The sequence below is a fragment of the Solitalea koreensis genome (assembly GCF_900182575.1).
GTDB lineage: Bacteria > Bacteroidota > Bacteroidia > Sphingobacteriales > Sphingobacteriaceae > Solitalea > Solitalea koreensis.
Genome location: NZ_FXSZ01000012.1, coordinates 1 through 23,169, shown reverse-complemented (window position 1 = coordinate 23,169; position 23,169 = coordinate 1). Strand labels below are relative to the sequence as shown.

Annotated in this window: 20 protein-coding genes and 1 other RNA gene; 9 read left to right on the top strand and 12 right to left on the bottom strand. The window is 36.5% G+C overall.

All coding sequences use genetic code 11. The features are described 5' to 3' along the window. The gene (locus tag FN756_RS13360) at window positions 1-2,328 is read right to left on the bottom strand and encodes a TonB-dependent receptor (RefSeq protein ID WP_142604615.1); all 2,328 of its coding nucleotides are present in this window, start codon (window positions 2,326-2,328) and stop codon (window positions 1-3) included. 202 nt (window positions 2,329-2,530) lie between these two features. Beyond that, on the bottom strand, window positions 2,531-2,905 hold the full coding sequence (locus tag FN756_RS13355; RefSeq protein WP_142604614.1) for a hypothetical protein: 375 nt from the start codon (window positions 2,903-2,905) through the stop codon (window positions 2,531-2,533). 268 nt (window positions 2,906-3,173) lie between these two features. Here FN756_RS13355 and FN756_RS13350 point away from each other — a divergent pair, with 268 nt between their 5' ends. Then, the gene (locus tag FN756_RS13350; RefSeq protein ID WP_142604613.1) at window positions 3,174-3,923 is read left to right on the top strand and encodes a 4-hydroxy-tetrahydrodipicolinate reductase; all 750 of its coding nucleotides are present in this window, start codon (window positions 3,174-3,176) and stop codon (window positions 3,921-3,923) included. Window positions 3,924-3,957: 34 nt separating this feature from the next. On the opposite strand, the gene FN756_RS13345 is transcribed toward FN756_RS13350, so the two are convergent. The 3 genes from FN756_RS13345 to FN756_RS13335 all read right to left on the bottom strand — a co-directional run bounded on the left by FN756_RS13345 (window position 3,958) and on the right by FN756_RS13335 (window position 7,131). Beyond that, window positions 3,958-4,449 (bottom strand): YkgJ family cysteine cluster protein, encoded by a 492-nt coding sequence (locus FN756_RS13345; RefSeq protein ID WP_142604612.1) that lies wholly within the window; start codon window positions 4,447-4,449, stop codon window positions 3,958-3,960. Window positions 4,450-4,522: 73 nt separating this feature from the next. Next, window positions 4,523-4,825, bottom strand: coding sequence for a hypothetical protein (locus FN756_RS13340; protein WP_142604611.1), 303 nt, complete (start codon window positions 4,823-4,825; stop codon window positions 4,523-4,525). 5 nt (window positions 4,826-4,830) lie between these two features. Beyond that, window positions 4,831-7,131 carry a Tex family protein gene (locus FN756_RS13335; protein WP_142604610.1) on the bottom strand — a complete coding sequence of 767 codons (2,301 nt, stop codon included), beginning with the start codon at window positions 7,129-7,131 and terminating at the stop codon, window positions 4,831-4,833. A 231-nt stretch (window positions 7,132-7,362) separates the two neighbouring features. On the opposite strand from FN756_RS13335, the gene FN756_RS13330 reads away from it, so the two are divergent. After that, window positions 7,363-8,085, top strand: coding sequence for a hypothetical protein (locus FN756_RS13330; RefSeq protein ID WP_142604609.1), 723 nt, complete (start codon window positions 7,363-7,365; stop codon window positions 8,083-8,085). Between the two features lie 90 nt (window positions 8,086-8,175). On the opposite strand, the gene FN756_RS13325 is transcribed toward FN756_RS13330, so the two are convergent. Both FN756_RS13325 and FN756_RS13320 read right to left on the bottom strand, forming a co-directional pair. After that, window positions 8,176-8,739 (bottom strand): DUF2892 domain-containing protein, encoded by a 564-nt coding sequence (locus FN756_RS13325; protein WP_142604608.1) that lies wholly within the window; start codon window positions 8,737-8,739, stop codon window positions 8,176-8,178. Between the two features lie 77 nt (window positions 8,740-8,816). After that, complete coding sequence (locus FN756_RS13320; protein WP_142604607.1) at window positions 8,817-11,252, bottom strand: alpha-ketoacid dehydrogenase subunit alpha/beta; 2,436 nt, start codon at window positions 11,250-11,252, stop codon at window positions 8,817-8,819. A 160-nt stretch (window positions 11,253-11,412) separates the two neighbouring features. Here FN756_RS13320 and FN756_RS13315 point away from each other — a divergent pair, with 160 nt between their 5' ends. The 3 genes from FN756_RS13315 (at window position 11,413) to ssrA (ending at window position 13,597) form a co-directional block, all read left to right on the top strand. Then, entirely contained in the window at window positions 11,413-11,808 is a 396-nt protein-coding gene (locus tag FN756_RS13315; protein WP_142604606.1) for a DUF1573 domain-containing protein, read from the top strand. A gap of 69 nt (window positions 11,809-11,877) precedes the next feature. Further along, window positions 11,878-13,110, top strand: coding sequence for a pyridoxal phosphate-dependent aminotransferase (locus FN756_RS13310; RefSeq protein WP_142604605.1), 1,233 nt, complete (start codon window positions 11,878-11,880; stop codon window positions 13,108-13,110). Between the two features lie 90 nt (window positions 13,111-13,200). Continuing rightward, window positions 13,201-13,597, top strand: a transfer-messenger RNA (tmRNA) gene (gene ssrA, locus FN756_RS13305). Between the two features lie 174 nt (window positions 13,598-13,771). Here ssrA and FN756_RS13300 read toward each other — a convergent pair. Next, the gene (locus tag FN756_RS13300) at window positions 13,772-14,758 is read right to left on the bottom strand and encodes an agmatine deiminase family protein (RefSeq protein ID WP_142604604.1); all 987 of its coding nucleotides are present in this window, start codon (window positions 14,756-14,758) and stop codon (window positions 13,772-13,774) included. A gap of 82 nt (window positions 14,759-14,840) precedes the next feature. Beyond that, on the bottom strand, window positions 14,841-15,677 hold the full coding sequence (locus FN756_RS13295) for a hypothetical protein (protein ID WP_142604603.1): 837 nt from the start codon (window positions 15,675-15,677) through the stop codon (window positions 14,841-14,843). Window positions 15,678-15,736: 59 nt separating this feature from the next. Between FN756_RS13295 and FN756_RS13290 the strand changes: the two genes are divergently transcribed. From FN756_RS13290 to FN756_RS13275, 4 genes are all read left to right on the top strand, one after another. Next, window positions 15,737-15,982, top strand: coding sequence for a helix-turn-helix domain-containing protein (locus FN756_RS13290; protein ID WP_142604602.1), 246 nt, complete (start codon window positions 15,737-15,739; stop codon window positions 15,980-15,982). A 119-nt stretch (window positions 15,983-16,101) separates the two neighbouring features. Next, the gene (locus tag FN756_RS13285; RefSeq protein WP_142604601.1) at window positions 16,102-17,475 is read left to right on the top strand and encodes a hypothetical protein; all 1,374 of its coding nucleotides are present in this window, start codon (window positions 16,102-16,104) and stop codon (window positions 17,473-17,475) included. Window positions 17,476-17,480: 5 nt separating this feature from the next. Continuing rightward, a complete protein-coding gene (locus FN756_RS13280; RefSeq protein WP_142604600.1) occupies window positions 17,481-18,374 on the top strand; it encodes a DNA adenine methylase in 894 nt (297 codons plus the stop codon). Beyond that, the gene (locus FN756_RS13275; RefSeq protein WP_142604599.1) at window positions 18,367-19,035 is read left to right on the top strand and encodes a hypothetical protein; all 669 of its coding nucleotides are present in this window, start codon (window positions 18,367-18,369) and stop codon (window positions 19,033-19,035) included. Before FN756_RS13280 ends, FN756_RS13275 begins: the two co-directional genes overlap by 8 nt. Window positions 19,036-19,659: 624 nt before the next feature. On the opposite strand, the gene FN756_RS13270 is transcribed toward FN756_RS13275, so the two are convergent. The 3 genes from FN756_RS13270 to FN756_RS13260 all read right to left on the bottom strand — a co-directional run bounded on the left by FN756_RS13270 (window position 19,660) and on the right by FN756_RS13260 (window position 22,984). After that, a complete protein-coding gene (locus FN756_RS13270) occupies window positions 19,660-21,327 on the bottom strand; it encodes an outer membrane beta-barrel family protein (protein WP_142604598.1) in 1,668 nt (555 codons plus the stop codon). Further along, window positions 21,278-22,111 carry a peptidase associated domain and porin domain-containing protein gene (locus FN756_RS13265; RefSeq protein ID WP_142604597.1) on the bottom strand — a complete coding sequence of 278 codons (834 nt, stop codon included), beginning with the start codon at window positions 22,109-22,111 and terminating at the stop codon, window positions 21,278-21,280. The genes FN756_RS13270 and FN756_RS13265 overlap by 50 nt, the downstream gene beginning before the upstream one ends. A 360-nt stretch (window positions 22,112-22,471) precedes the next feature. After that, window positions 22,472-22,984, bottom strand: coding sequence for a DUF1573 domain-containing protein (locus FN756_RS13260; RefSeq protein WP_185955288.1), 513 nt, complete (start codon window positions 22,982-22,984; stop codon window positions 22,472-22,474). Between the last annotated feature and the right edge of the window lie 185 nt (window positions 22,985-23,169).

The following is a 23,169-nucleotide window of genomic DNA, read 5'->3' as shown; positions in this document are numbered from 1 at the left end:
TTATTGATTCTGGCGGCCCCTAAACTGATAGGTTAATCCGATGGTTAATGTTCTTGGCGAAGCCGGTGTAAAACTTTTTCCAAATGCTCCTAAAGTTGCATTGTTTGCATATAGCTCATTACTTACATTCATGAGATTACCAAAGATTTCAATCCCTTTCAGATTGTAACCAGCGCGAAAATTCATCGTACTCACTCCCTTTAAACCAAATAAGGTACGATCATTATAACGTTGAGTGTTACCATTATCTAAGAAATAAGAACTGATTCGTTGCCATTCAGTAGCCACACGAAATCCCTTTAAAAAGCTAGGACGATACGTGATTTCAGCATTTGCAATAAAATGAGGCGCTTGAGGCATTTCTTTACCATTATAGTTTAGGGTTGAGCTTACTTCATAGTTCACATACTGATGAACAACATTTGAACCTCCGAAACGAAAACTTAATTGATTGTTTGGCGTGAAATTCAAGCTGTACTCAATTCCTCTATGCAAGGTTTTACCAGAGTTTCGTGATTCAGTTGAATTATCAACCAAACGGTACGATACCACTTCGTTAAAACCATTCATTTGGTAGAAACTGAAATCAACGTATAGCCATTTTTTTAATACGGTTGCCCAACCACCAATTTCATAGTTATCAAATTTTGAAGGTTGCAATGAAGGAACTTTGACGCCACTGTATAATTGATTTACACTTGGCGGACAAAAACCACGGCTATAATTTGCATAGGCACCTAAATCGGGATTAAAGTTGTAGGTTAGTCCGACTTTGGGTGTAAAACTATCAAAGCTATTTTTTGAATCCGGAGCGCCGGTAAAAGCTGTTGAGGGCAGATAATTATCAAAATTATAACGGATGTTATCATAACGGCCACCCAACACTATTTTCAATCGTTGAACCGGAGAAAACTCATATTGAAAATAAGCACCCAGATTCGCAATATTGGCTTTATAGTTGGCTAGCACTGAGTCAGGATGTTCAACCGCTGATGGATAAAAACCTGTTTTTGTATCACGAGTAATGCTAACATAACTTGCCCAATAAGTATTAGGCGAATAATCATAAGAAAGGCCTGTAATAAGTTTCGAATTAAGAAACTTAAGTTTAGTGCTATTCTGCGAAACAAAACCAATGCTTTTAAATGCATTATCATTGTGTTGGCCGTGTGCAATTGTAGGATTATTCAAGTCTTTTTTAATGGCATAACTTGGCAGTTGTTCAATATCATTATTACGGATATATAAAGAAGTAACCAGCTCCGAGTTTTTATTGATCTCAAATTCATGTGTTAAACGTATACGCAAGGCATTTACATTTCTAAAAGTGAACTCATTGTTTGACTGATACTTGCGATTATAAAATCCGCTACTATCAACCGATCCGGTCATTTCAGTTCTGTACTTATCGATTGAACCAGCTAAAATCAGTTTTGAGCGATCATTAATCCGGTAATCAGTGCGTAAGTTAAAGCCGTACTTGTTGTAATCACTGTAGGTTAACCAACTGTTGCGTTGTTGGGCAACAAACCCGCTTGCCACAAAACCAAGATTTTGATTCACATAACTACCTCCGCTAAACTGAGTGCGTACATAGCCGAAATTATCACGTTGAATACCTATACGCACAGTTGGAATAGCCGAAGGTTTAAGCGTGATGAAGTTAACTGCACCACCATTAGCTTCGCTGCCGTATAATGAAGAAGATGGGCCCTTTATAACTTCTACTGAATTCAAGGAATACATATTCATCTCCAAAAGAGCATTGTGATTAAATACACCTACCGGACGAATAGGAATTCCATCTTCCATGTATAAAAAATAAGGGCTTGTGGTCATCGGCTGGCGTATTGCCATCATGTGTTGCTCATTAGTTAAATTGGTCATTATCACCCCCGGAACCTTATTAATCAATTCGTTGATAATGGTAGGTTTGGTTTCTTCAATTTGTTTTGAGCTTATTTTACTGATTGCAATGGGAGCCTCACGTCGTAATTGAACTTCACGACTAGCGGTAACCACCACCTCTTGTATGCGATTACTTGTTGGCGAAAGTGCGATCGAAAGCTCTTTTCCGGTAAGAGTCACCGTAACAGATTGGTAACCGGCAAAAGCAACTTGAACTTTTTCAATAGTGAAATGGGTTGTAAAATTAAATGCGCCCATTGAATTGCTATGAGTCCCTTCATTGCTGTTTTCAACAAAAATGCTGGCTCCTGCAAGTGGTTCCTTAGTTATAGCATCGAAAATTTTTCCTTTAACCGTTGTTTGTGCCCAGGTATTAAGAGCCACAAAAGTTAATATGATAATGATATATAGTTTTTTCATAAAAAACGACTAACAGACCTCATCAACAAATGCTTGTCATGCTGAGGCACGAAGCATCTGTTTAAACAAAGCTATTTACCAGTGGATCCCTCGAACCTAGGGATGACACTAAATTTAAACTGTTTAAAAAATTGATTGGATACACAAAGCACATAGAAATTCCATGATATGCTAAAACGTGTACCTGAAAAAGAAAGTAATGTTAAGCTACTTGTGGAGGGTGAAAAATATCAGTATAACACGAACTGATTGAACCAATAATCAGGTATTTGGGTTGTACGTTAAGTTCAAAATAGGCACTCGCAAAAGGAGAAGAATACGCTGTTTGAGTAAAAACCTGTGTTTCGAATTTATCTCGTGAAGTTCCCGTTTTACCTTGTTCTTCTTGTGCATCCTTCTTCAATTTCTTCATCAAATAGCACTGACCATGACAAGCGAGTTCGGGTCTATTTTTGTTCTCGCAAAGGTATTTTTCAATAAAACTTTTATTGGCTTGGTACTCGGCATAAATAACCCATTTACTAAACGTTTGGGTTAGCAAGCAAATGAGAATTAATATGGAGAATGCCTTTTTCAAATTCGGGGCAAAGGTAAGCAAAATGAAAAGACAGTCAAGAAATTTGAATTTTATCTTAAATCATTTTCTAATTCAAAAAATTAAATTCAGGTAACTTAAAGGCGGTTTTCAAAGTAATCATTACCTCAATTGGAGCTGGTTCGTTGACCTTACCGGGGCAGTGAATTAGCATTTCAGGCCCAAAAGCCTATTTTTGCAACTTTCGGGCACATCCTTACTTTTCTGTTAAGGGTTATAATCAAATTTTTTTATTTAAAAAAAACGCTATATGAAGGTAGGACTTATTGGATTTGGGAAAACAGGAAAAGCAGTAGCAAGTGTAATTCTTCAAAATACAGAATTCTCTTTAGAGTGGGTTTTAAGAAAAAGCACGAAACTGGAAAGCAGGTCTGTTTCAGAATTTTTAGGGACAGAATCAGAGGATCCGGGACATATTTTTTCATTGCAAAACATTACTATATCTGAATTGCTGGACCAACATCCGGTGGATTTTATAATTGACTTTTCATCAGATCTAGGATTGTACATTTATGGTCAGGAGGCAAAAGAAAGAGGAATAAAAATCATATCTGCCATTTCACATTATCAGGAAAAAGAAATGGTTTTCCTAAAATCACTTTCAGAGCAAACAACCGTTTTTTGGTCGCCAAACATCACCCTGGGAGTAAACTTTTTAATGTTTGCGAGTAAGTTTTTAAAAAAAATAGCTCCATTTGTTGACATTGCTATTATTGAAGAACATTTTAAAACGAAAGAAGATGTATCAGGAACTGCTGTTAAAATTGCTGATTATCTGGAAATAAACAATGATGATATTAGTTCTATTAGAGCAGGCGGGATCGTGGGTAAACACGAGGTAATCTTTGGTTTTCCGTACCAAACAGTCAGGTTGGTACATGAATCGATCTCCAGAGAAGCATTTGGTAACGGTGCAATATTCATCGCTCAAAACTTAACGGATAAAGAGCCTGGTTTTTACAAATTTGAAGACATCTTATTGCCTAACTTTTTTTCATAAAACAAACACAACGGATAATTAGCAGGGACTTCTCTTATGCAGGGAAGTTCCTCTTCATCCGTTCCACCACCTCAAAAACCGCAGGGCAAATGGGAATATTCTTTAAGGTAAGGTTCAAAATTTGGTGCATTTGTTTGCGATCTGTATGCGGGTATTCACGACATGCTTTCGGCCGATCTTCATAGACAGAGCAGTAATTATCGGCTCCCAAAAACGGACATGGAACTGATTGCAGTACATAATCGTTATCCTCATCGATTCGCAAATACCGATCAACAAACGCTGCAGGCCGGATACGAAAATGCCCTGCCAAACGCTCAATATCTTTTTGTGTGAACAATGGCCCGGTTGTTCTGCAGCAGTTACCACATTTCAAGCAATCCACCTCTGCAAAAACCTCTTCGTGAAGGGCATGAAAAGCATCATCAACCTCTTTCGGCTTTTTATTTTTCAACCGGTCGAAGTATTTCTTATTGGCCTTCTTACGGTTATTGGCTTCATGTTTTAGTTGGCTCAGATCCATCATCTGCATAAAAAAAAATACCTCACCTTTTCAGATGAGGTAAAAGTTATAATACGATTATCTGCAGAAAAACAAATTATTGCTTTTCATTAGGTGTGATAATACCGTTAACAGCTATACAACTTACTACTACACCTGCAACCAAAATGATATTTGCTATGGTTGATGACAATGACGAGTCAACGATAAAGCGTGAAAAAGTACCAATAAGGCCTAACACTACACCAACTGCCAATAGCATTACTTGTTTATCTGTTTTAGTTTCCATGTTCATGTTAAATTTCTGCAAAAATAATAAAATGATTGAATGAGAGAAGAATTGAGTGAGAGAATGAGTGTTCATCTGCCAACCATTCAATTCCAACATTCGCTTCTTCATTGATATTAATTCTTCCACTTTCCTTTCAAAGCAGCTAACATCGCATTCATATCCTGCTCTTCTCGAGGTTTCTCTTGTCTTTGAGATGCCCCTGAATTCGCTGATCTGTTTGAACGGTCATTTCTTGACTTTTCTTTCTCAGATTTGCTTTTAGGTGCCGATACCGAATCATCTTTCATGGTTAACGCAATTCGTTTACGCGCAATATCAACTTCGGTTACTGTTACCATTACTTTTTGCTGAACTTTAACCACTTCGTTGGCATCGGTAATGAAACGGTTTGATAATTGACTCAAATGAACCAAACCATCCTGATGAACGCCAATATCAACGAAAGCACCAAAATTGGTTACGTTGGTTACAATTCCCGGAAGTTTCATTCCCACTTTTAAATCGGAGATTTCGTTAACAGTCTCTTCGAATTTAAATACCTCGAATGATTTGCGCGGATCACGGCCCGGTTTATCCAATTCCTGTATAATATCATTCAGAGTCGGCAAACCAACCGTTTCGGTAACGTATTTTTTCAGTTCTATTTTTTTACGAAGTTCTTTATTGGCGATCAAATCTTCTACTTTACATGCAAGATCTTTTGCCATCGACTCTACAACCGAATAACTTTCAGGGTGAACAGCACTTTTATCAAGCGGATGCTCACTGTTCATAATCCGCAAGAAACCGGCAGCCTGCTCAAATACTTTTTCGCCCATACGTGGCACTTTCATTAAAGCCTTACGCGACTTGAATGGCCCATTTTCATTTCTATAGTTCACGATATTTTGAGCCAGCGTTGGGCCAAGACCTGAAACATAGGTAAGCAGTTGTTTACTGGCTGTATTTACCTCCACCCCTACTCTGTTCACGCAACTTTCTACAACTTCATCCAATTTGCTTTTCAAGGCATTTTGATCAACATCGTGTTGGTATTGACCTACACCAATCGATTTTGGATCAATTTTAACCAACTCAGCCAAGGGGTCGGCCAAACGACGACCAATCGAAACCGCTCCGCGCACAGTTACATCCTCATCCGGAAACTCTTCACGGGCAACTTCTGAAGCTGAATAAATGGACGCACCACTTTCATTTACCGAAATCACAACAATTTCTTTAGGCAAATGAGCAATAGAACGAACAAATGTTTCTGTTTCACGCCCTGCTGTACCATTACCAATGGCAATTGCTTCAATAGCATATTTTTGACAGAAAGCCAAAATCACGGCTTCCGCTTCCATCATTTTTGCATGTGACGATGCAGTAGGATAAATAACAGTGTTCTCTAATAATTTACCTTGCTGATCAAGTGCTACTACTTTACAACCGGTACGGAAACCCGGATCGATTGCTAAAATGCTTTTCTGACCCAATGGAGATGACAACAACAACTCTCTTAAATTATCGGCAAAAACAGAAATTGCTTTTTCATCGGCAAGTTTCTTGGTGAGCAAACGCATTTCCGTTTCAATAGATGGAGCTAATAAACGTTTATAGCAATCATCAATGGCGATCTTTATTTGCTCGGCTGCAGAACCATAGCCTTTCACGAATAAGGTTTCAAGAATTGCAATTGCATCTTCTTTTTCAGGAGCAATGTCAAGGCTCAGAATCATCTCTTTTTCACCACGACGCATAGCCAACAATCGGTGCGAAGGTGCCGACATCAACGGCTCTGACCAGTCGAAGTAATCCTGGTATTTCACGCCTTCTTCTTCCTTGCCTTTCATCACCGAAGATTTCACCACTGCTTTTTCTTTGAAAAGCGAGCGCATTTTCTCACGTGCCGGAGCATCCTCATTCATCCATTCAGCAATAATATCACGGGCACCTTGCAATGCTTCCGATTCATTATTTACTTCCTTCTCAACATCAATAAATTTTGAAGCTTCTGCTTCTATATCTTTTATTTCCTGTGCAAAAACGAGTACGGCCAACGGCTCCAAACCACGTTCGCGCGCGATCGTTGCTTTTGTACGACGCTTCGGCTTGTACGGGAGGTATAAATCTTCCAATTTGCTCATGGTTTCAGCATCGTTGATCTGCTGCTCAAGCTCTTCGGTTAATTTACCTTGCTCACGTATCGAATTCAAAATGGCTTCCCTGCGTTTATCCAATTCGCGCAAACGTACAATCTCATCACGAATTGCACCGATCGCTACTTCGTCCAAACTACCGGTTAATTCTTTACGGTAACGTGAAATAAACGGAATGGTCGCTCCATCATTAAGCAATTTAACTGTAGCTTCTACCTGGCGTGATCCAATACCCAGCATAGATGCTATCTTCAGGAAGTAATTCTGTTCTGACATGGTCAAAATTTTTCGGAATAGTTTAGTTTTAAATGCCCTCAATCCTGATCGTAATCGGGGAGGGTTTTAAGGCTGCAAATATATACTTGCGTTTTTAGCAAAAGAGATAAATTTTAAAAAGAAAAACATCAATTTAGCTTTCTGCCATTAACTCATTCGCTATCATAAAAATGAAAAATTTAATCAGGCTGGAAGAATTTAAGCTATTGATTGACCTTTTAATACTAAACCATGCCTAAAATTTATAAAGAGAGGGCCATTTTAATAGGATCATTTCTGGGAGGCCCCATCGCCGCAGGGTATCTCTTAGCTCAAAACTTTTCAACCTTTCATCAGCCTAAAAAAGAAAGAATCACATGGATAATAAGTGCTTTATTAACGATTTTACTACTTTGGGCCACACTCACATTTGAGTTCATGCAGCAATTGCCCTACGGCCTTTTACCGCTTTTATACTGCGTAATAGCATTTGCAATAGTGTTCGTTTTTCAATCTAAAAACATCGGGCAGCATTTAATGGCTCAGGGCGGAACCTATTCCAATAGACAAGCAATGCTCATCGGAGTCTTAGCGGCCATCTTTACGGTTGGCACTATGGCATTAACCGGTTTCGTGGCTGACGTTAAAACCGAACGACAAACGTTTGGTATGCTGAACCATGAAATTCTGTATCAAAAAGCAAAAATCGCCGATGACGAGGTAAAACAAATGGGCTTGCTGCTTACCAAGGAAAACTTCTTCGACACTATTCATCTGAAATCTATTTATCTTGAAAAACAGGAAAGCAAGTTTATCTTGTACATTCCGGTTTTAAACAAAGCATGGAATAATGCCGATATGCTGTATTATTTTCAAGACTTAAAAAGATCGCTTCAAAGCCAATATCCAAACAATAAAATTGAAATTAAACTGTGCGATACTGACATTCAACAGGTAATGAAGGTGATCGAATGAGCCTTGTTTAAAGAACGCACAAAAGCCGAAACTCTCATTCCGGCTTTTGTCTTTTATCTTGATTCTTTGACCTAGAATCTGATTCAGAAACTACATTCGCTTGCGGCCCTGGTAGCTTTGCATACCTACTTTTTGCATACCAACTTGTCCCATTTGGCCTTGCATCATTTTAATCTGATCGGTAAGCATTTTATTCTTATCTAGTTTTTTTGCATCAGCAAGTAAGTTTTGAGCTTCGCGCTTATTACCTTTTGCCATCGCCACACCTGCCAAACTCAATTTAGCCATCGCCAAATCATGATCCATACGCAAGCCTAACGACAATGCTTTCTTAAAGTATTTTTCTGATTGAAAAATGCTTTTTTGAGACTCAATTGTACCCATTAAGAAATTATAGTAAGCTGCTTGTCCTTTGCTTAATGTTTCATCCGCATTTTTGATTCTTCTTAAAAAATAATCGGCACGCTCCATATTGTTCTTTCTCATGTAAAAGAAGGCGGCTAACATGTTTTCATTTCTAAAAAAGAATAACACGAACAAAGCTGAAATTAAAATGAGCAAAAGCCCCAAACTGATCTGGCTAATGGTAAACAAATAAACGGCAAGCCCTAATGCCAGAACGGCCACTGCTAAACGGCTATATCTTGAAATCATTTTAAAAAACTATTATATAAATTCTAATTACTAAACGCTAAACTCAAAAAAATAATTCTAAAGCCTAAATCCGGAACCTAATAAATTCCTGGGAATCGGCTTGAATCAACCTCCTGCATCATTTCATAAACTGCATCAAATACATCTTCAACACTCGGTTTTGAGAAATAATCACCGTCGGAGCCGTAGGCCGGACGATGTTCTTTCGCTGTGATGGTGCGAGGTTCGGTATCTAAATAATAATATCCCTTTTGCACCTCAATTACCTGTTGCATCATGAATGCAGTTGCGCCGCCCGGCATATCTTCATCAAGGAAAATAATGCGGTTGGTTTTCTTCAATGATTCAACAATTTTATGATGTATGTCGAATGGCAATAATGATTGAACATCCACAAGTTCAACTGAAATACCAACTTCAGCTAGTTGTAAAGCGGCTTCTTCGGCAATACGAACACACGACCCGTAGGTTACCAAAGTAATATCGGTACCTTCAATAAGTACTTCCGGAACACCTAAAGGAGTTGTAAACTCTCCAATATTAGCCGGTAATTTCTCTTTTAAACGGTAACCGTTCAAACACTCAATTACTAAAGCAGGTTCATCAGCCTTAATTAATGTATTATAGAAACCTGCAGCCTGGGTCATATTACGGGGAACCAATAAATGCATACCACGTAACGCGTTGATTAATGTACCGATTGGAGAACCGGCATGCCAGATACCTTCCAAACGATGACCACGGGTACGTACAATTAATGGAGCCTTTTGACCTCTTTTAGTACGATATGAAAGTGAGGACACATCATCAGCCAAAGGCTGTAAACCATAATAAATATAATCGAGGTATTGAATTTCAGCGATTGGGCGCAAACCACGCATGGCCAAACCTATGCCCTGACCCATGATCGTTGCTTCACGAATACCGACGTCAAAAATCCGGTTTTCACCGTATTTCTCCTGTAAGCCGGCGAAGCCTTGATTTACATCACCAATACGACCTACGTCTTCTCCAAAAGCTACTAAACGCGGGTCACGAGCAAATGCTGCATCAAAACAGGCTTGCAAAATTTCACGACCATCCACATTTTTGGTAGTTTCATCATAAATCGGTTTTACCTCTTGCACTTTCAGTGCCGACTCATCGGTATCGGTGAACAAAAAGGTATTATAGCGATCTTTATTAACTTCTTTTGCTTTAGTATACCAGTTAATCAGCTTCTGTTTCCCACTAATCTTTTCATTGCGGACAGCACGTAACACTCTTCGCAGGTTTGAAATAATATCCTTTCGCGTAGGGTCAATTGTTGACTTAAGTACGTTTTTATGATATTTTACATCCTGAGCATGGCTGCTTTCAGCTTCGATTTCGTCAAAAATAGCAGCAACTTCAATAATTTCCTGTTTTATAGGCGCGTTAAAATCAGCCCATGCTTCTTTTTGCAAGTCACGAACATGTTTTTTAGCGCTATCTTCAATTGCATCCAGCTCTTCAGCAGTAGCAATTGCTGAGTTGATAATCCACTCACGCATTTTCTTAATACAGTCGTGATTAGCTTCCCAATCCAAACGTTCACGAGATTTGTAGCGTTCATGCGAACCTGATGTAGAGTGGCCTTGAGGCTGAGTAACCTCTTGTACATGCACTAAAACCGGACGGTGATGCTCACGGCAAATAGCTGCCGCTTGCTCATAGGTTTCACACAGCGCTGCGTAATCCCAACCTTTTACACGTAAAATTTCATATCCTTCACCATGTTCATCGCGTTGGAAACCCTTCAGAATTTCTGAAATATTCTGTTTAGTGGTTTGATATTTCTGACTTACTGAAATACCATACCCATCGTCCCAAACCGACATTAGCATTGGCACCTGAAGAACGCCCACTGCATTAATGGCTTCGTAAAAATGACCTTCGGAGGTGCTTGCATCTCCAATGGTACCAAAAGCAATCTCATTGCCGTTATTTGAGAATTGAGTTAAATGTGCAAGCTCTTTGTTTTCACGGTATAATTTTGATGCCTGCGCTAAACCCACTAAACGAATCATTTGTCCGGCTGTACATGAAATATCAGCCGAAGAATTTTTCATTTCTGTTAGGTTCTTCCAGCTACCATCCTCATTCAAACTACGGGTTCCGAAATGGCAGGTCATACCACGGCCTGCTGTAGAACTTTCAAAGTTTACATCCGCATGGGCGTATAACTGTGCAAAAAATTCTTTAATCGTATAAATTCCGGCAGCGAAGTGAAAAGTTTGATCACGGTAATATCCGGAACGAAAATCTCCATTCTTAAACACCTTTGCCATAGCGATTTGAGCAAGTTCTTTCCCATCTCCAAAGATGCCGAATTTCGCTTTTCCGGTAAGTACCTCTTTACGGCCAAACAAACTTGCCTGACGACTTTCATTTACCAAACGGTAATCGTCCAACACCACCTCCCTGAATTCAGAAAAGTTTAATTCCTTATTTTCAACCATAGAAGACTCATTCTTATTTACTTCATTTTGCATAAACGGTTCATTAAAAGGTGGCGCAAAATTAATAAAATTAAGCCACCTGTTGGCATCATTGACATGTAATATTATTTAATGAACTTTTTTGGTATAAATTTTGAAATTTATTGTAACATTGAATCCATTATCTTTGTATAACATAAAAAAAGATTAAACCATGAAAAAATTGCTTTTAGTAGGATTTATGTTAGTAGCGGGCTTTACCGTTGCCAAAGCACAACAAGCTGAATTTAAATTTGAAAAAGAAGTTCACGACTTTGGCAAAATTAAAGAAGGTACGCTTGCTTCTTACGATTTTAAATTTACCAACGTGGGTGACGAGCCTTTAATTATTACAAATGTTACTGCTCCTTGCGGTTGTACAATTCCAAAATGGACGAAAGAACCAGTTAAAAAAGGAGAATCAGGTATTGTAACCGTTTCTTATAACAGTGCAGGCCGTCCGGTTCCATTTAACAAGAATGTAACGATTACTTCTAATTCAAAAACCCCTCAAAAGGTTCTTTATATTAAAGGAGAAGTTGATCCTGCAACTAAACCTGCCGGAAAATAAAATTCGGACTACCTACAATATTTTAGAATAAAAATCCGCCAAATACTGGTGGATTTTTTATTTTTGGGTATGCCTAAAATATCAAGTACCGGGTTTTTGATGCCCGCCTCCCCTATCCGAAAACTAACTCCTTTTGCTGAAAAAGCTAAACAGGAAGGGAAAATTGTTTACCATCTTAACATCGGCCAACCTGATATTGAAACGCCTGCGGGCATGATTGAAGCCATTAAACATATTGATTTCAAAATTTGGGCCTATACACAATCAGAAGGCACTCCTGAATACCGCTCCAAACTTTCTGAATACTACCATAACCATGGTTACCATATAACACCAGAAGATATTATTGTAACAGACGGTGGATCGGAAGCATTGACAATAGCAATTAGCGCCTGCATTGACTATGATGAAGAAATCATAGTTCCTGAACCATTTTATGCGAATTACAACGCGTTTACTTGTCTTGCCGGCGTAACCGTAAGGCCTATACGTTCTTATATTGAAAATGGATTTGCGCTGCCTCCTATCCATGAATTTGAAAAACTAATTACAAAAAAGACAAAAGCAATCCTCATTTGCAGTCCAAATAATCCAACGGGTTACCTTTATTCGAGGGCGGAGTTGGAAGCGCTCAAAAAACTTGTTTTAGAGCACGATCTGTTTCTAATTGCAGACGAAGCCTATCGGGAATTCTGTTATGATGGACAAGAATTTGTTTCTCCCGGACATTTAGATAGCCTGGACAATCACTTCATCATGATTGATACAGTTTCAAAAAGATACAGCGCCTGCGGCGCACGCCTGGGAGCCTTGATTACCAAAAACAAGGACGTTCATGCTGCTGCATTAAAATATGCACAAGCCCGACTTGCCCCTCCTGCCGTGGCTCAGATAGCAGCAATCGCAGCCGTTGACACGCCTCAATCCTATTTCGACAAGGTGATTAATGAATACACGGAGCGAAGAAACCTGTTAGTTGCCTCCTTAAATAAGATGGAAGGCGTTTTTTGTTCTAATCCGGGTGGGGCATTTTACGTAGTGGCCAAACTCCCGATTGACGATTCCGATGCATTTTGCGAATGGCTGCTTGACGAATTCGACTATAAAAACCAAACGATCATGCTTGCTCCTGCTACCGGCTTTTATTCAACCCCTGGAGCCGGCAAAGATGAAGTCCGCATTGCCTATGTGCTCAACACCAATGCGATTGCTCGTGCAATGGAATGTTTGGAAATAGCGCTGAACGTTTATCCTGGAAGATTGCTTTCAACAAAAGATGTACATGAAACCATAATTCATTGATTATATACTTCCATGAACTATCGACCTCACTATACGCATGAAGTTTTGCGATACGCTTGCAATACGCTATATTTGCAACTATACACAAATGGGGTTGACCGGAATTGACAGGATGGAAGATTTGTGTGTAAGCATGCAGGGCGTTGTGGAGAGTGCCCGTTAAAGAAAATCCTCAAACAACAAACGGCGAAAATAACTACGCTCTTGCTGCTTAATTATATCGGAGATATAATGGCCTAGTTCCAGCTAAGAGTTGGAAGCGAGATGTTTCCCGGAAGCGCAATCCTGCCGCGTCCGATCCGGAAGCACAGAAAAGTGGGATTAAGGTTTGTAATGCTTTTAATCAAGCCCGACAATTAAAAAAGCTAAGCTGTTGTTAGCCTGTTTGTGGGCAGACCTCAGTCGAAAATTAAACACAAAATAAGCATGTAGAAAGCGCATCAGGTCCCATGTTTGGACGAGGGTTCGAATCCCTCCAGCTCCACAGAAAATTTTAAAAATCCGCATTTTTAATATCATTAATGCGGATTTTATTTTTTCTACATACGGCTTTACATACATTTTTTGTAAATTTTTCCATTTTTCCCGAATAATCGTTTCATAGTGGTTTTCATCATTTCAAATAAGCCGAGATTTCCAAATTTGAAGATTATTTTCAGCGTTAATTAACCCAACTAATACAATGTAGAACTCCTGAAAATTTAGATAGTTCATCACAATTGATAGAAACTACATTTTCAAAATATTGGTTAAACACCTCTTTGTTAATCAAGTTGTAATCTCTTTTATCTGATTTTGGTAAAGTGTATTCTGGTATTATGACCGTATTATTTAAAGCCAAATAATTCACATATATACCTCTTGAACCATACATACATTTTTTATCCTCTCCATAAACACAGCACCCCATTTCATCAATCGGCCTTTCATAAATAAGATCAATCCTCATTTTATTTTTAAGGGCTATATCCTCCAAGTATTTTAAATATTTATTATCCTCACTTAAAAAAGCCATATCTGGATATTGGCTAACCAAAAGAAGATCGTCATTGATAAATTGCATGTAGCCATCCGTATGACCCATTTTATCATGTTTATATCTATCTACAACAATTGGTTCAATTCCTAAAAATTCTTTAATTATCCTGATCACCTTTTCCTCATCCAGTCCTCTATTATCCTCTAAAATCTTTTTGGTAATAAAACCAATATTGCCATTCGTAACCAAACTACCACCATCCATTACTATCGGCATCCTTTCAATTGGTTTATTAATCGTTTCTTTAATAATATCATCAATATTATTATCCAATTCAATCAGATCTAAGAAGGAAAATTGACAGCTACAATAGTTTGGATGATAGTATGGTCTGATTATTTTATCTCCTACATTAAATCCCATCATATCCCTTAGCCATATCTCATTAAAACCATCGATAATAATTACATCCATATTTTTATTTGGATACTTAAAGCAAATAGTATTCTTAGCCTTGCTGTTATTTACAATTACGAATAGGTGAATACTATCTGGTATTATTCCAACTAACTTCTGAATGAAAGGAGATAATGAAGAATAATGATTTTCAAAGCCTTCTGGGTAGACTAAAAATAAATCCGTGACTTTGGAGAAGTCTGTTTTTAACATTCAGGTGCCGATTTTTAAGAACCTGCAAACTTAAAAAGAGGATTTTCGATTCAAAATCCTCTTTAAAAACTTTTAAATATTGTTAGTCTAAGTATGCTTCTGGTATAGCCCATTGTTTTTCAATTAATAAAGAAGGATTACCATTTGGCATTTTACACAATGAAATAAGATACATCTTGCCATCTTTTTTGACTGTATAATCTAATCTTACTTCTGAAAATCTTTTGTAACCCACAATTGTATAAATGGATAGCTTTTTTCCAAAGAATACTTTAAAATTTTGTTTGGTGTGAATGACTTTAACATTTTCTACAACTGGGTTGTCTCCAGCTTCACCAAAACTTTTATATGCTTTGGAGTTAATCCAATAGTCTGATTTATAAACCATTTCATCTTTGGATTGTGATTGAGCAGAAATAGCTTTTGTGGTATTCTTAGGGATTTCGTCTAATTCAATTACATCTAAGCCATTGCCAACATAAACCTTTTCGCCAGGTTCAAAAGTGATTTCCTTTACGCCTAGGTTGCTTATTTCATTTTCTGTGGTAAGATCACTTAGTGAAAAATTTTCATCAACAAAGGTTATAGGCTTAATATTATAAGAGTAATCATTGCTGAAAGGTATTTTTTCAAGCTCTTTAAATATAATTGTATAAAGCTTAGATGGTTGTCCATTTTCACCAACCGCAATACTATATAAAAATTTAGGGTTGGATAAGAATAACGCATTGAATTTACTTCCGCGCTCTAAAGTTAATTTTGATACTTCAACCTTCACTTTTTTAGAGATGTTTAGTCGCCAAATTTTTCCAGCTGGAACTTCCTTTGGGTATCGATTAATAATAACTTTTTTGAGTGTTTGTGAATACAGTGTGTTGACTGAGAATATTAAAGCAGTAAGGATAAATGTTTTTTTCATATAGATTAATTTAAAATTCAAAACTATTAAAATAACGCATATATGCGTCTATTATATTTATGAACACAGGGCAATTTGCCTTTGTGATAAATATTAAAAATGATAAAGTGATAAAAGCTTTCGGCGAGAGGGTAAGAGAACTGCGAAAGGAGAAAGGCCTTTCGCAAGAAGATCTTGCCAACAAAGCAGATGTTCCTTTGTCTCAGATTGGGAGAATTGAAAGAGGGGAAGTAAATACTACAATTAGTACAATGTATTCATTAGCTACAGCTCTGGAATTAAGCCTTAGAGATCTATTTGCTTAAAAAGCTAATTCTTGTTTTTATATAGTTAATAATCAGCTGGTTAATATTACATATAATTAAATTTATTTATTTTTGTTTATTTTGCCTTATTATCTGTATGTGGAAAAAATAATCTCCCTGTGGCAAGAACAAAAAAAATTAAATTAACAAATCTGTTAGTAAATACCGAGAATTACAGATTTGAAACGGTAGCAAGTCAAAAAGAAGCATTAGATAAAATGCTTGATAATCAAAATGATTTTTTATTCAATTTGGCTGAGCATATCATGGAATTCGGATTAAACCCCAATGATAGTATTCAAGTAATTGCATCCGCCCATGATAAAAATTATTACATAGTATTAGAAGGAAATAGAAGGACCACTTGTTTAAAATTTCTTAATAACCCTGATTTAATTGAGGGTGCTAAATATTTATCTTTAAAAAGGAAGTTTAAGAAACTTAATGAAGTAAACAAGGATCGTTTAGTATCTGAAGTTGACTGTGTTATTTATGATGATCCAAAAGAAGCAGATATTTGGATTGGTTTAAAACACGGTTATGGAAAATATGGAACTGGTACTGATGGTTGGGATCCACTTCAAAAACAAAGATTTGGTGAAAAAACAGAAGGTAAAACGTCTACGTCAATTCAAATTATTAAATTATTAAAAGCCTCTCCAGATGTTCCAGCGGAAATAAAAAGTAACGTAGAAAAAATAAATACCACTAATTTAGATAGGTTAATTGATGATCCTGATGTTAGAACATTTTTAGGAATCGAATTTAATAACGGTACAATTCAATCAAAAATTGATGAGAAGGAAGTTGTTAAAGGTTTAACCCAAGTAGTTAAGGATATACTAGATCCGAAATTTACTGTTAAAAAGATATATGATAAGGATGCAAGGAAGGACTACATTCAGAATTTTCATAAAGCAAGTATTCCTGATACATCGATTGCAGCAGGAAAACTATGGCAAATTAATTCCTCTTCATCAGCCTCTCCTGTTGTTGCAAGTAAGCCAGCATCATCAATAAAATCCAAACCTATCCCAACAGAGCGTAAGAAATTAATACCTAAAACTTGTGGAATGAGCATAAATAATCCTAAAGTGAATGCTATATATCATGAGCTCATGGATATTGATGTAACAAGACACACAAATGCAGTTGCTGTTCTTTTCAGGGTTTTTGTTGAGCTTAGTGTGGATAGTTATGTTGAAGAACATAGTTTAACTCCAACACCCTCTCCATCAGCTGCAAAATCAGGAATGAATCTACAACAGAAAATAAATGTTGTTGCAAATCATCTTGATACAAAAAAATGGGCAGATCAGGCAATATGTAAAGGGGTTAAATCTTCTGTTAAAGATAGTAATGATATACTTGGTCTTGATACATGGCACGCTTACGTTCATAACAACAGATTTTCACCTAAAGCTGAAAATCTCATTATAACTTGGGACAACATGCAAGACTTTATGGTAATATTGTGGAATAATATTAAATAATAAGCATGGATTTTTATTCACCATTAAGATACCCAGGTGGTAAGGGGAAGGTAGCTGAGTATTTTAAACAAATTTTTAAAGAAAATTTGCTATATGATGGTGTGTATATAGAGCCTTATGCTGGTGGTGCATCTGTAGCTCTTTCACTTTTATTTAATGAGTACGCCTCAAGAATTGTTATTAATGATATTGATCGCTCTATATTTTCTTTTTGGCATTCAGTTATCAATAATACAGATGAATTATGCCAATTAATTCATGATACACCTGTAACTATGGATGTTTGGGAGCAACAAAAAATAGTTCAAAAAGAAAAGGAGCAGTTCGGACTTTTAGAAGTTGGTTTTTCAACCTTTTTTCTCAACCGAACAAACAGATCAGGAATTTTAAATGCCGGAGCTATAGGTGGACGTCAACAGCTAGGAGATTGGAAAATTGATGCTAGATTTAATAAAACTGATTTAAAGAAAAGAATAGAACGAATAGCTCTTTACAAAGATAAAATAGAACTACATAATTCTGATGCTGTTCAATTGGTTAATGCCCTCCAAAAAACGTTACCTGCAAAATCACTTTTCTATTTAGATCCCCCATATTATGTTAAAGGTAAGGACCTCTATTTAAACTTTTATCAAGATAGTGACCACAAACAAATTGCAACAGAAATAAGTAATGTTTCTCAACAAAAATGGATAGTTACGTATGATAATGTTCAGCAAATTCGTCAGTTGTATGAAAATTTCAGACAAGTAAAATATACTTTAAATTATAGTGCAGCGCAAGCGAGTAAAGGAGAAGAAGTCATGATTTTTTCAGACAATCTTTTTATTGCTGAGCATCCTTCTCTTATACTTCTGGACGAGACATCTACCTACAATAAATTTGAAGCTAATGTGTAATATAGATTGGGATATCGTCCAAAAATTTGTTCATACTTTAGTATGGCCAGGGTTAGTTCTAGGGTTATTTCTTACTTTTAAGAAACAGCTAACAAATTTAATCAACCGAATTTCTAATGAGAGCGCAAATATTGAAATTGGCGGTTTGTTTAAAGCTCAATTAACTCAAATCGAAGAGATTAAAAAAACTATTAACACAGGTACGCCGCTCTCTTCTGAACAAACCCAAAGACTAGTTTCAACAACTGTTACAATTCAAGTTGAAGGAATAAAGTTGTTAGGAGAAGAATATCTTAATTCTTCTTTTGATCAAAGAAGAATTATTGAAAGTAATATTAAGGAGTTTATTATTGGGCTAACGATTGATGATATAGGTTCGCTATTAATTTCAACTCATACGGGACATCGAATCGCTGCTGCAATTGCACTAGAACCAATTCTACAAAGAAACAATATTGACCCATCTGCGAATGTGGTAGTGAAAAATTTTATAATAAAGGCAATTGATGATGATAATTCGTTTCTTCGACATGAAGCTATTCAACTTGTTTTTCAAAGTTCAATTCTCACAGAGGAGTTAAAAGAGAAGCTTACAAAGAAGAGGCTAACTGAAACTAATCATACTATTAAAGCTATTTTAAATATGTATTATTTGATCTAATAAGCTTTGAATAATTACTTCGATTCAAACAATTACACTACTTTATTTCTAATCCTTTTATATTAATTAAAATAATAAGGATAGAGTTTCTGTGGCTAATCACCTTGTAGTCACTCTGTTGTATATAGGCTAACCCGCTCCCTAGCTTTGTCAACCTCTTCTCTAACCTTATTTTCTAAATAATTAGGTAGTTAAAATTCATTAATATCTTATACAATTTGTTAAAAATATATAATTATGAGGAGTTATTTCATTCGACTATAGTTGCACCGCATTAATTTGTGTGCTGTATAATCGACTTACTCTGAATCTTCGATAAAGATCGCGTCTGCTAATTATAATCGTATAGTACAGCACTACAGTAAGTACTATACATAAAAAGGTCTGCAAACAGACCCTTAATAAAAACTTCAATATTATTTTTTCCTCATTATAGTTCCATTAATATTTTATTATAGAAAATTTAATTTCATATATAGCATTAATTTTTCCAATTTATAGCACCGTTTGCAATATGTATTACACACAATGCAAACGGTGCTAAATTTACCTAGGGTAATCAGTTTTTGATATTTTTCTACCATTTTTAAGACTAAATTGAATCATAAAAAATAATGTTTTCAATTATTTCAAATCATCATTTACTATTTTTTTAGTGTTTTGACGGCTTAAGATGCTGTTTTTCCGGAAATTATAATTTAACCTCAATGTAAAACTTCGCATTTGAGAAGACCTATAGCTAGATTGTTCAAATTCCGGGCTCATTAATAGGGCTTCGTCTATTCGCTGCTTTTGAAAAGGAGAAGTTACCGAGGCAGTAAAGCTTAACTTTCTTTCAAAAAAACTCTGCGAAATATCAAAACTGTGTGAGGTGTAGCCAGCCACTTTTAATTGTCCGAGCACCATCGCTCCGTTAGAAAATAAGCTAGAAGAAATAGACGGCCCCTTGCTAAATGAGTAGCTGACACTTCCTCCATAGCCCGTGGAAAAATCTTCGATGCTTATGTGTTTACTTTTGTAATTGCTCCAAACTTTCCGGGGCATTACATTAAAACTGAATCGTAACTTTTGATTCAAAAATGATTTATTTACATTGAATGCCAAGCCAAGCGATTTTGAAGTGGCTGAATTAGCATAGGATCTGTGCGTAATTGAATCGGTATTGACCCAATAAAAATCTTCCAGCGCATTATTACAAAACTCATGCTCCAGAGCAAAAGATAGGTTTAGCCCTTTTGGTCCCAGGTAAGTATACTCCGTCTTAAAAGAATGTGCTTTTTCAGGTTTTAATTCAGGGTTGCCATACCTGACGGTCCATTCATTAAATTTAGTCACTGCCGGATTAAGCATGTCGAAGGCTGGTTTTCTGCCATTCATTCTGTAAGAAAAGCTAATGCGGTTGGACCAGTTCGCCAGGTACGACAAGTTAAAAACGGGCATCAGGTAAAAATTGGAGGTTGAAAACGGTACCTGCAGATCATTGTTGGCTTTCGATATGCCTTGCCCCCTGCTGTATTCAATCCGTGAACCAATGGAGATCACCAGCTTTTTAAAACTCTCTGACAGACTCACATAGCCGCTATACACCTGCTGATTGTACCCAAATGAATAGTTTGAAGTCGGTTGCAGTTCAAATTCCCCACTATTAAATTGCTCTGGATAAACACTCTTGTATGAGACATTATCCCTTACTACTGTTTTGATGCCTGTTTCAAAAGTAAACTCCCCTTTTCTTTTTTGTTTAAACGTGTAATCGGCCTGAACGGTGTATTCTCCGTTGTTTTCATCATTCGTGTTTTGATTACCCAACATGGTGGTATTCCCTGCAACATTAAATTTACTATCTGATTCACTAGCATTATTCGCATACCGATAGGCAATGCTTAATGACGATTCAATTTTTCGGGAGGTATCGGGCTTAAATACATATTGGTAATCGGCATCTATAAAATAATTGTTTTTATTGGATTGCGCATTCGAAATACGGGAGTAGGTCCGAAGGAGCTCGTTGTTGTTAAGCGCAGTGGTTGTATTAAATGAATTAGCTTTTAAGTCCGATTCCATATTCCCCAATGAACAAGACAGATTGAATAAATGCTTCTTATTAAGATCATAACTAAGGTTCAATCCATACTTGACGTTGTTGTTATTGGTGTTTTCAGTTTTATTTTCGTCTCTATTGGAAATGCCATTAATATGATCATTGGTAATCGCCCAACCTGAATCGCCCGGTAAAATGCTATTATTGGCAGAGGAAGACACACCGAAACCCCAAACTCCTGATTTCATCATAGCCGCCCCCCCCTCCTAAAGCACCAAAACTATCGCCCTTGCTGTTTAAATTAATGCTATATCCATTCTCCATTTTCTTCGTGATTACATTGATTATAATCGAGTTCCCTTCCATGTCGTACTTGGCTGTGGGTGAAGTAATGATTTCAATTTTATCAACGGTTTGTCCTTGCACGGTTTGCAGGTACATATTTGGATCGTATCGGGCTAAACCGCTGGGACGACCGTCAATAAATACTTTATAGCGTGGGGAATTTTTGTACAATAATTTTCCGTCCGATGACAATGAAAAGAACGGCAAGCGACTAACCAGTGTTTGGATATTGTTGGCTGCCGCTGTTTTATCATTTTTTACATCATATATGATTCTATCGGCTTTTAACTGCAAGAGTTCTTTATGAGCTACCACCTCCACCTCTTTTAGTCCTTTAACGCTAGGCTTTAAACAAATAAAGCCAATGGGTAAAGAATCAGTATTAGAATTACACTGTTGCAAGCTTCTTGGGTCATAAGTTTCATATCCGATCAGATTAATTGTAAATGAATTTTTTGAGCCGTTGGGGACCTCTATGGTAAATTTACCATTAGCGTCACTTGTTGTTGTTTTTTTATAAAGAGGAATAATTCGGGGTACATATCCCATGCATTGAATAGTTGCATTGGGAAGAGGTTTCTTTGTGGCACAATCTTCAATTATACCAATGAGTTTAATTTTATCTTGTCCGAGGGTGGTTTTACCTAAGACAAATAGAAATAGCAATACAAAATATTTTTTTGATCCCATATGATTACCAAATAATAAATGCCGACTGCCAATAACAGCCGGCATTTATTAATACCATTAATTATAACAAAATAGAAGTGTTTTATTTTTGAAACAATCCGACCCGGTCCACTCGCATACCTCATCTACTTCACAATATGCTAACAGTGCTTGGCAATGGTGTACAGTGGGAACGTTATGGGAATCACATGTGTAATATATATCATTACACTCATCATCAGCAATGTATACAAATTCTGGAAATCCACATGGGCGAACAGGATTACTATTCGAAGTCAGGGGGATACCCAATAACATTGCAATACCTAGTAATGCAATGCTTTTTTTTACTAATTGATTCATATTTAATTTTAAAGGTTTTTAGAAAGAACGAGCCTTTAATGAAAGGATTAAAGGTGTATTGTTATAAGCATTCGAAAAAACATACAAATTCTTATTAAACAACCCAGCCTTTTTAATTTTTAACTTGGCTTTAATAAATGAAGTAGCTCCACTAGGTATTGGCTTTCGTTCCCAATTTACCAAAGTGCATTCACAAGAAGCTATGATGTTTTTTATTATTAATGGTTTCTTCCCTTTATTTATTATTGAAAAAGCAGCTTCAACCTGTTCATTCGGTTTGACCACTCCCAAGTCACAAATTGTTTTATTAACAGCAATGTAAGGCTCATCGCTAATTTTATAGTTTTTATTAATAATAAAGTTTAATTCTGATCTAAGAGGAGTATATAGAAAGGCATCAAGTTCGTTTTTTGCGGTTAATGCCTTTTTTGCAAAGCTTATTGCTCGTATAGTATCCTTTGTGTTTACAAAATATTTACTTATCAAATAATTATTGTAGAAATAGGATTCACTTTTAATATTATTTAACAAACTATCTCTAATCCAAGTGCTTTTATAAATGTTTTTAAATTCGGCTAGTTTAACTTGTAAAATCTGATTTAAGAATTGATTTAAAGCTTTTGTAATCTTCCCCAAAAACAGCTACGATAATAAGTGTAGTAGTTTATAACTTTAGGGAAATGAAAAAAAGCAATTTTACCGAATCACAGATCATT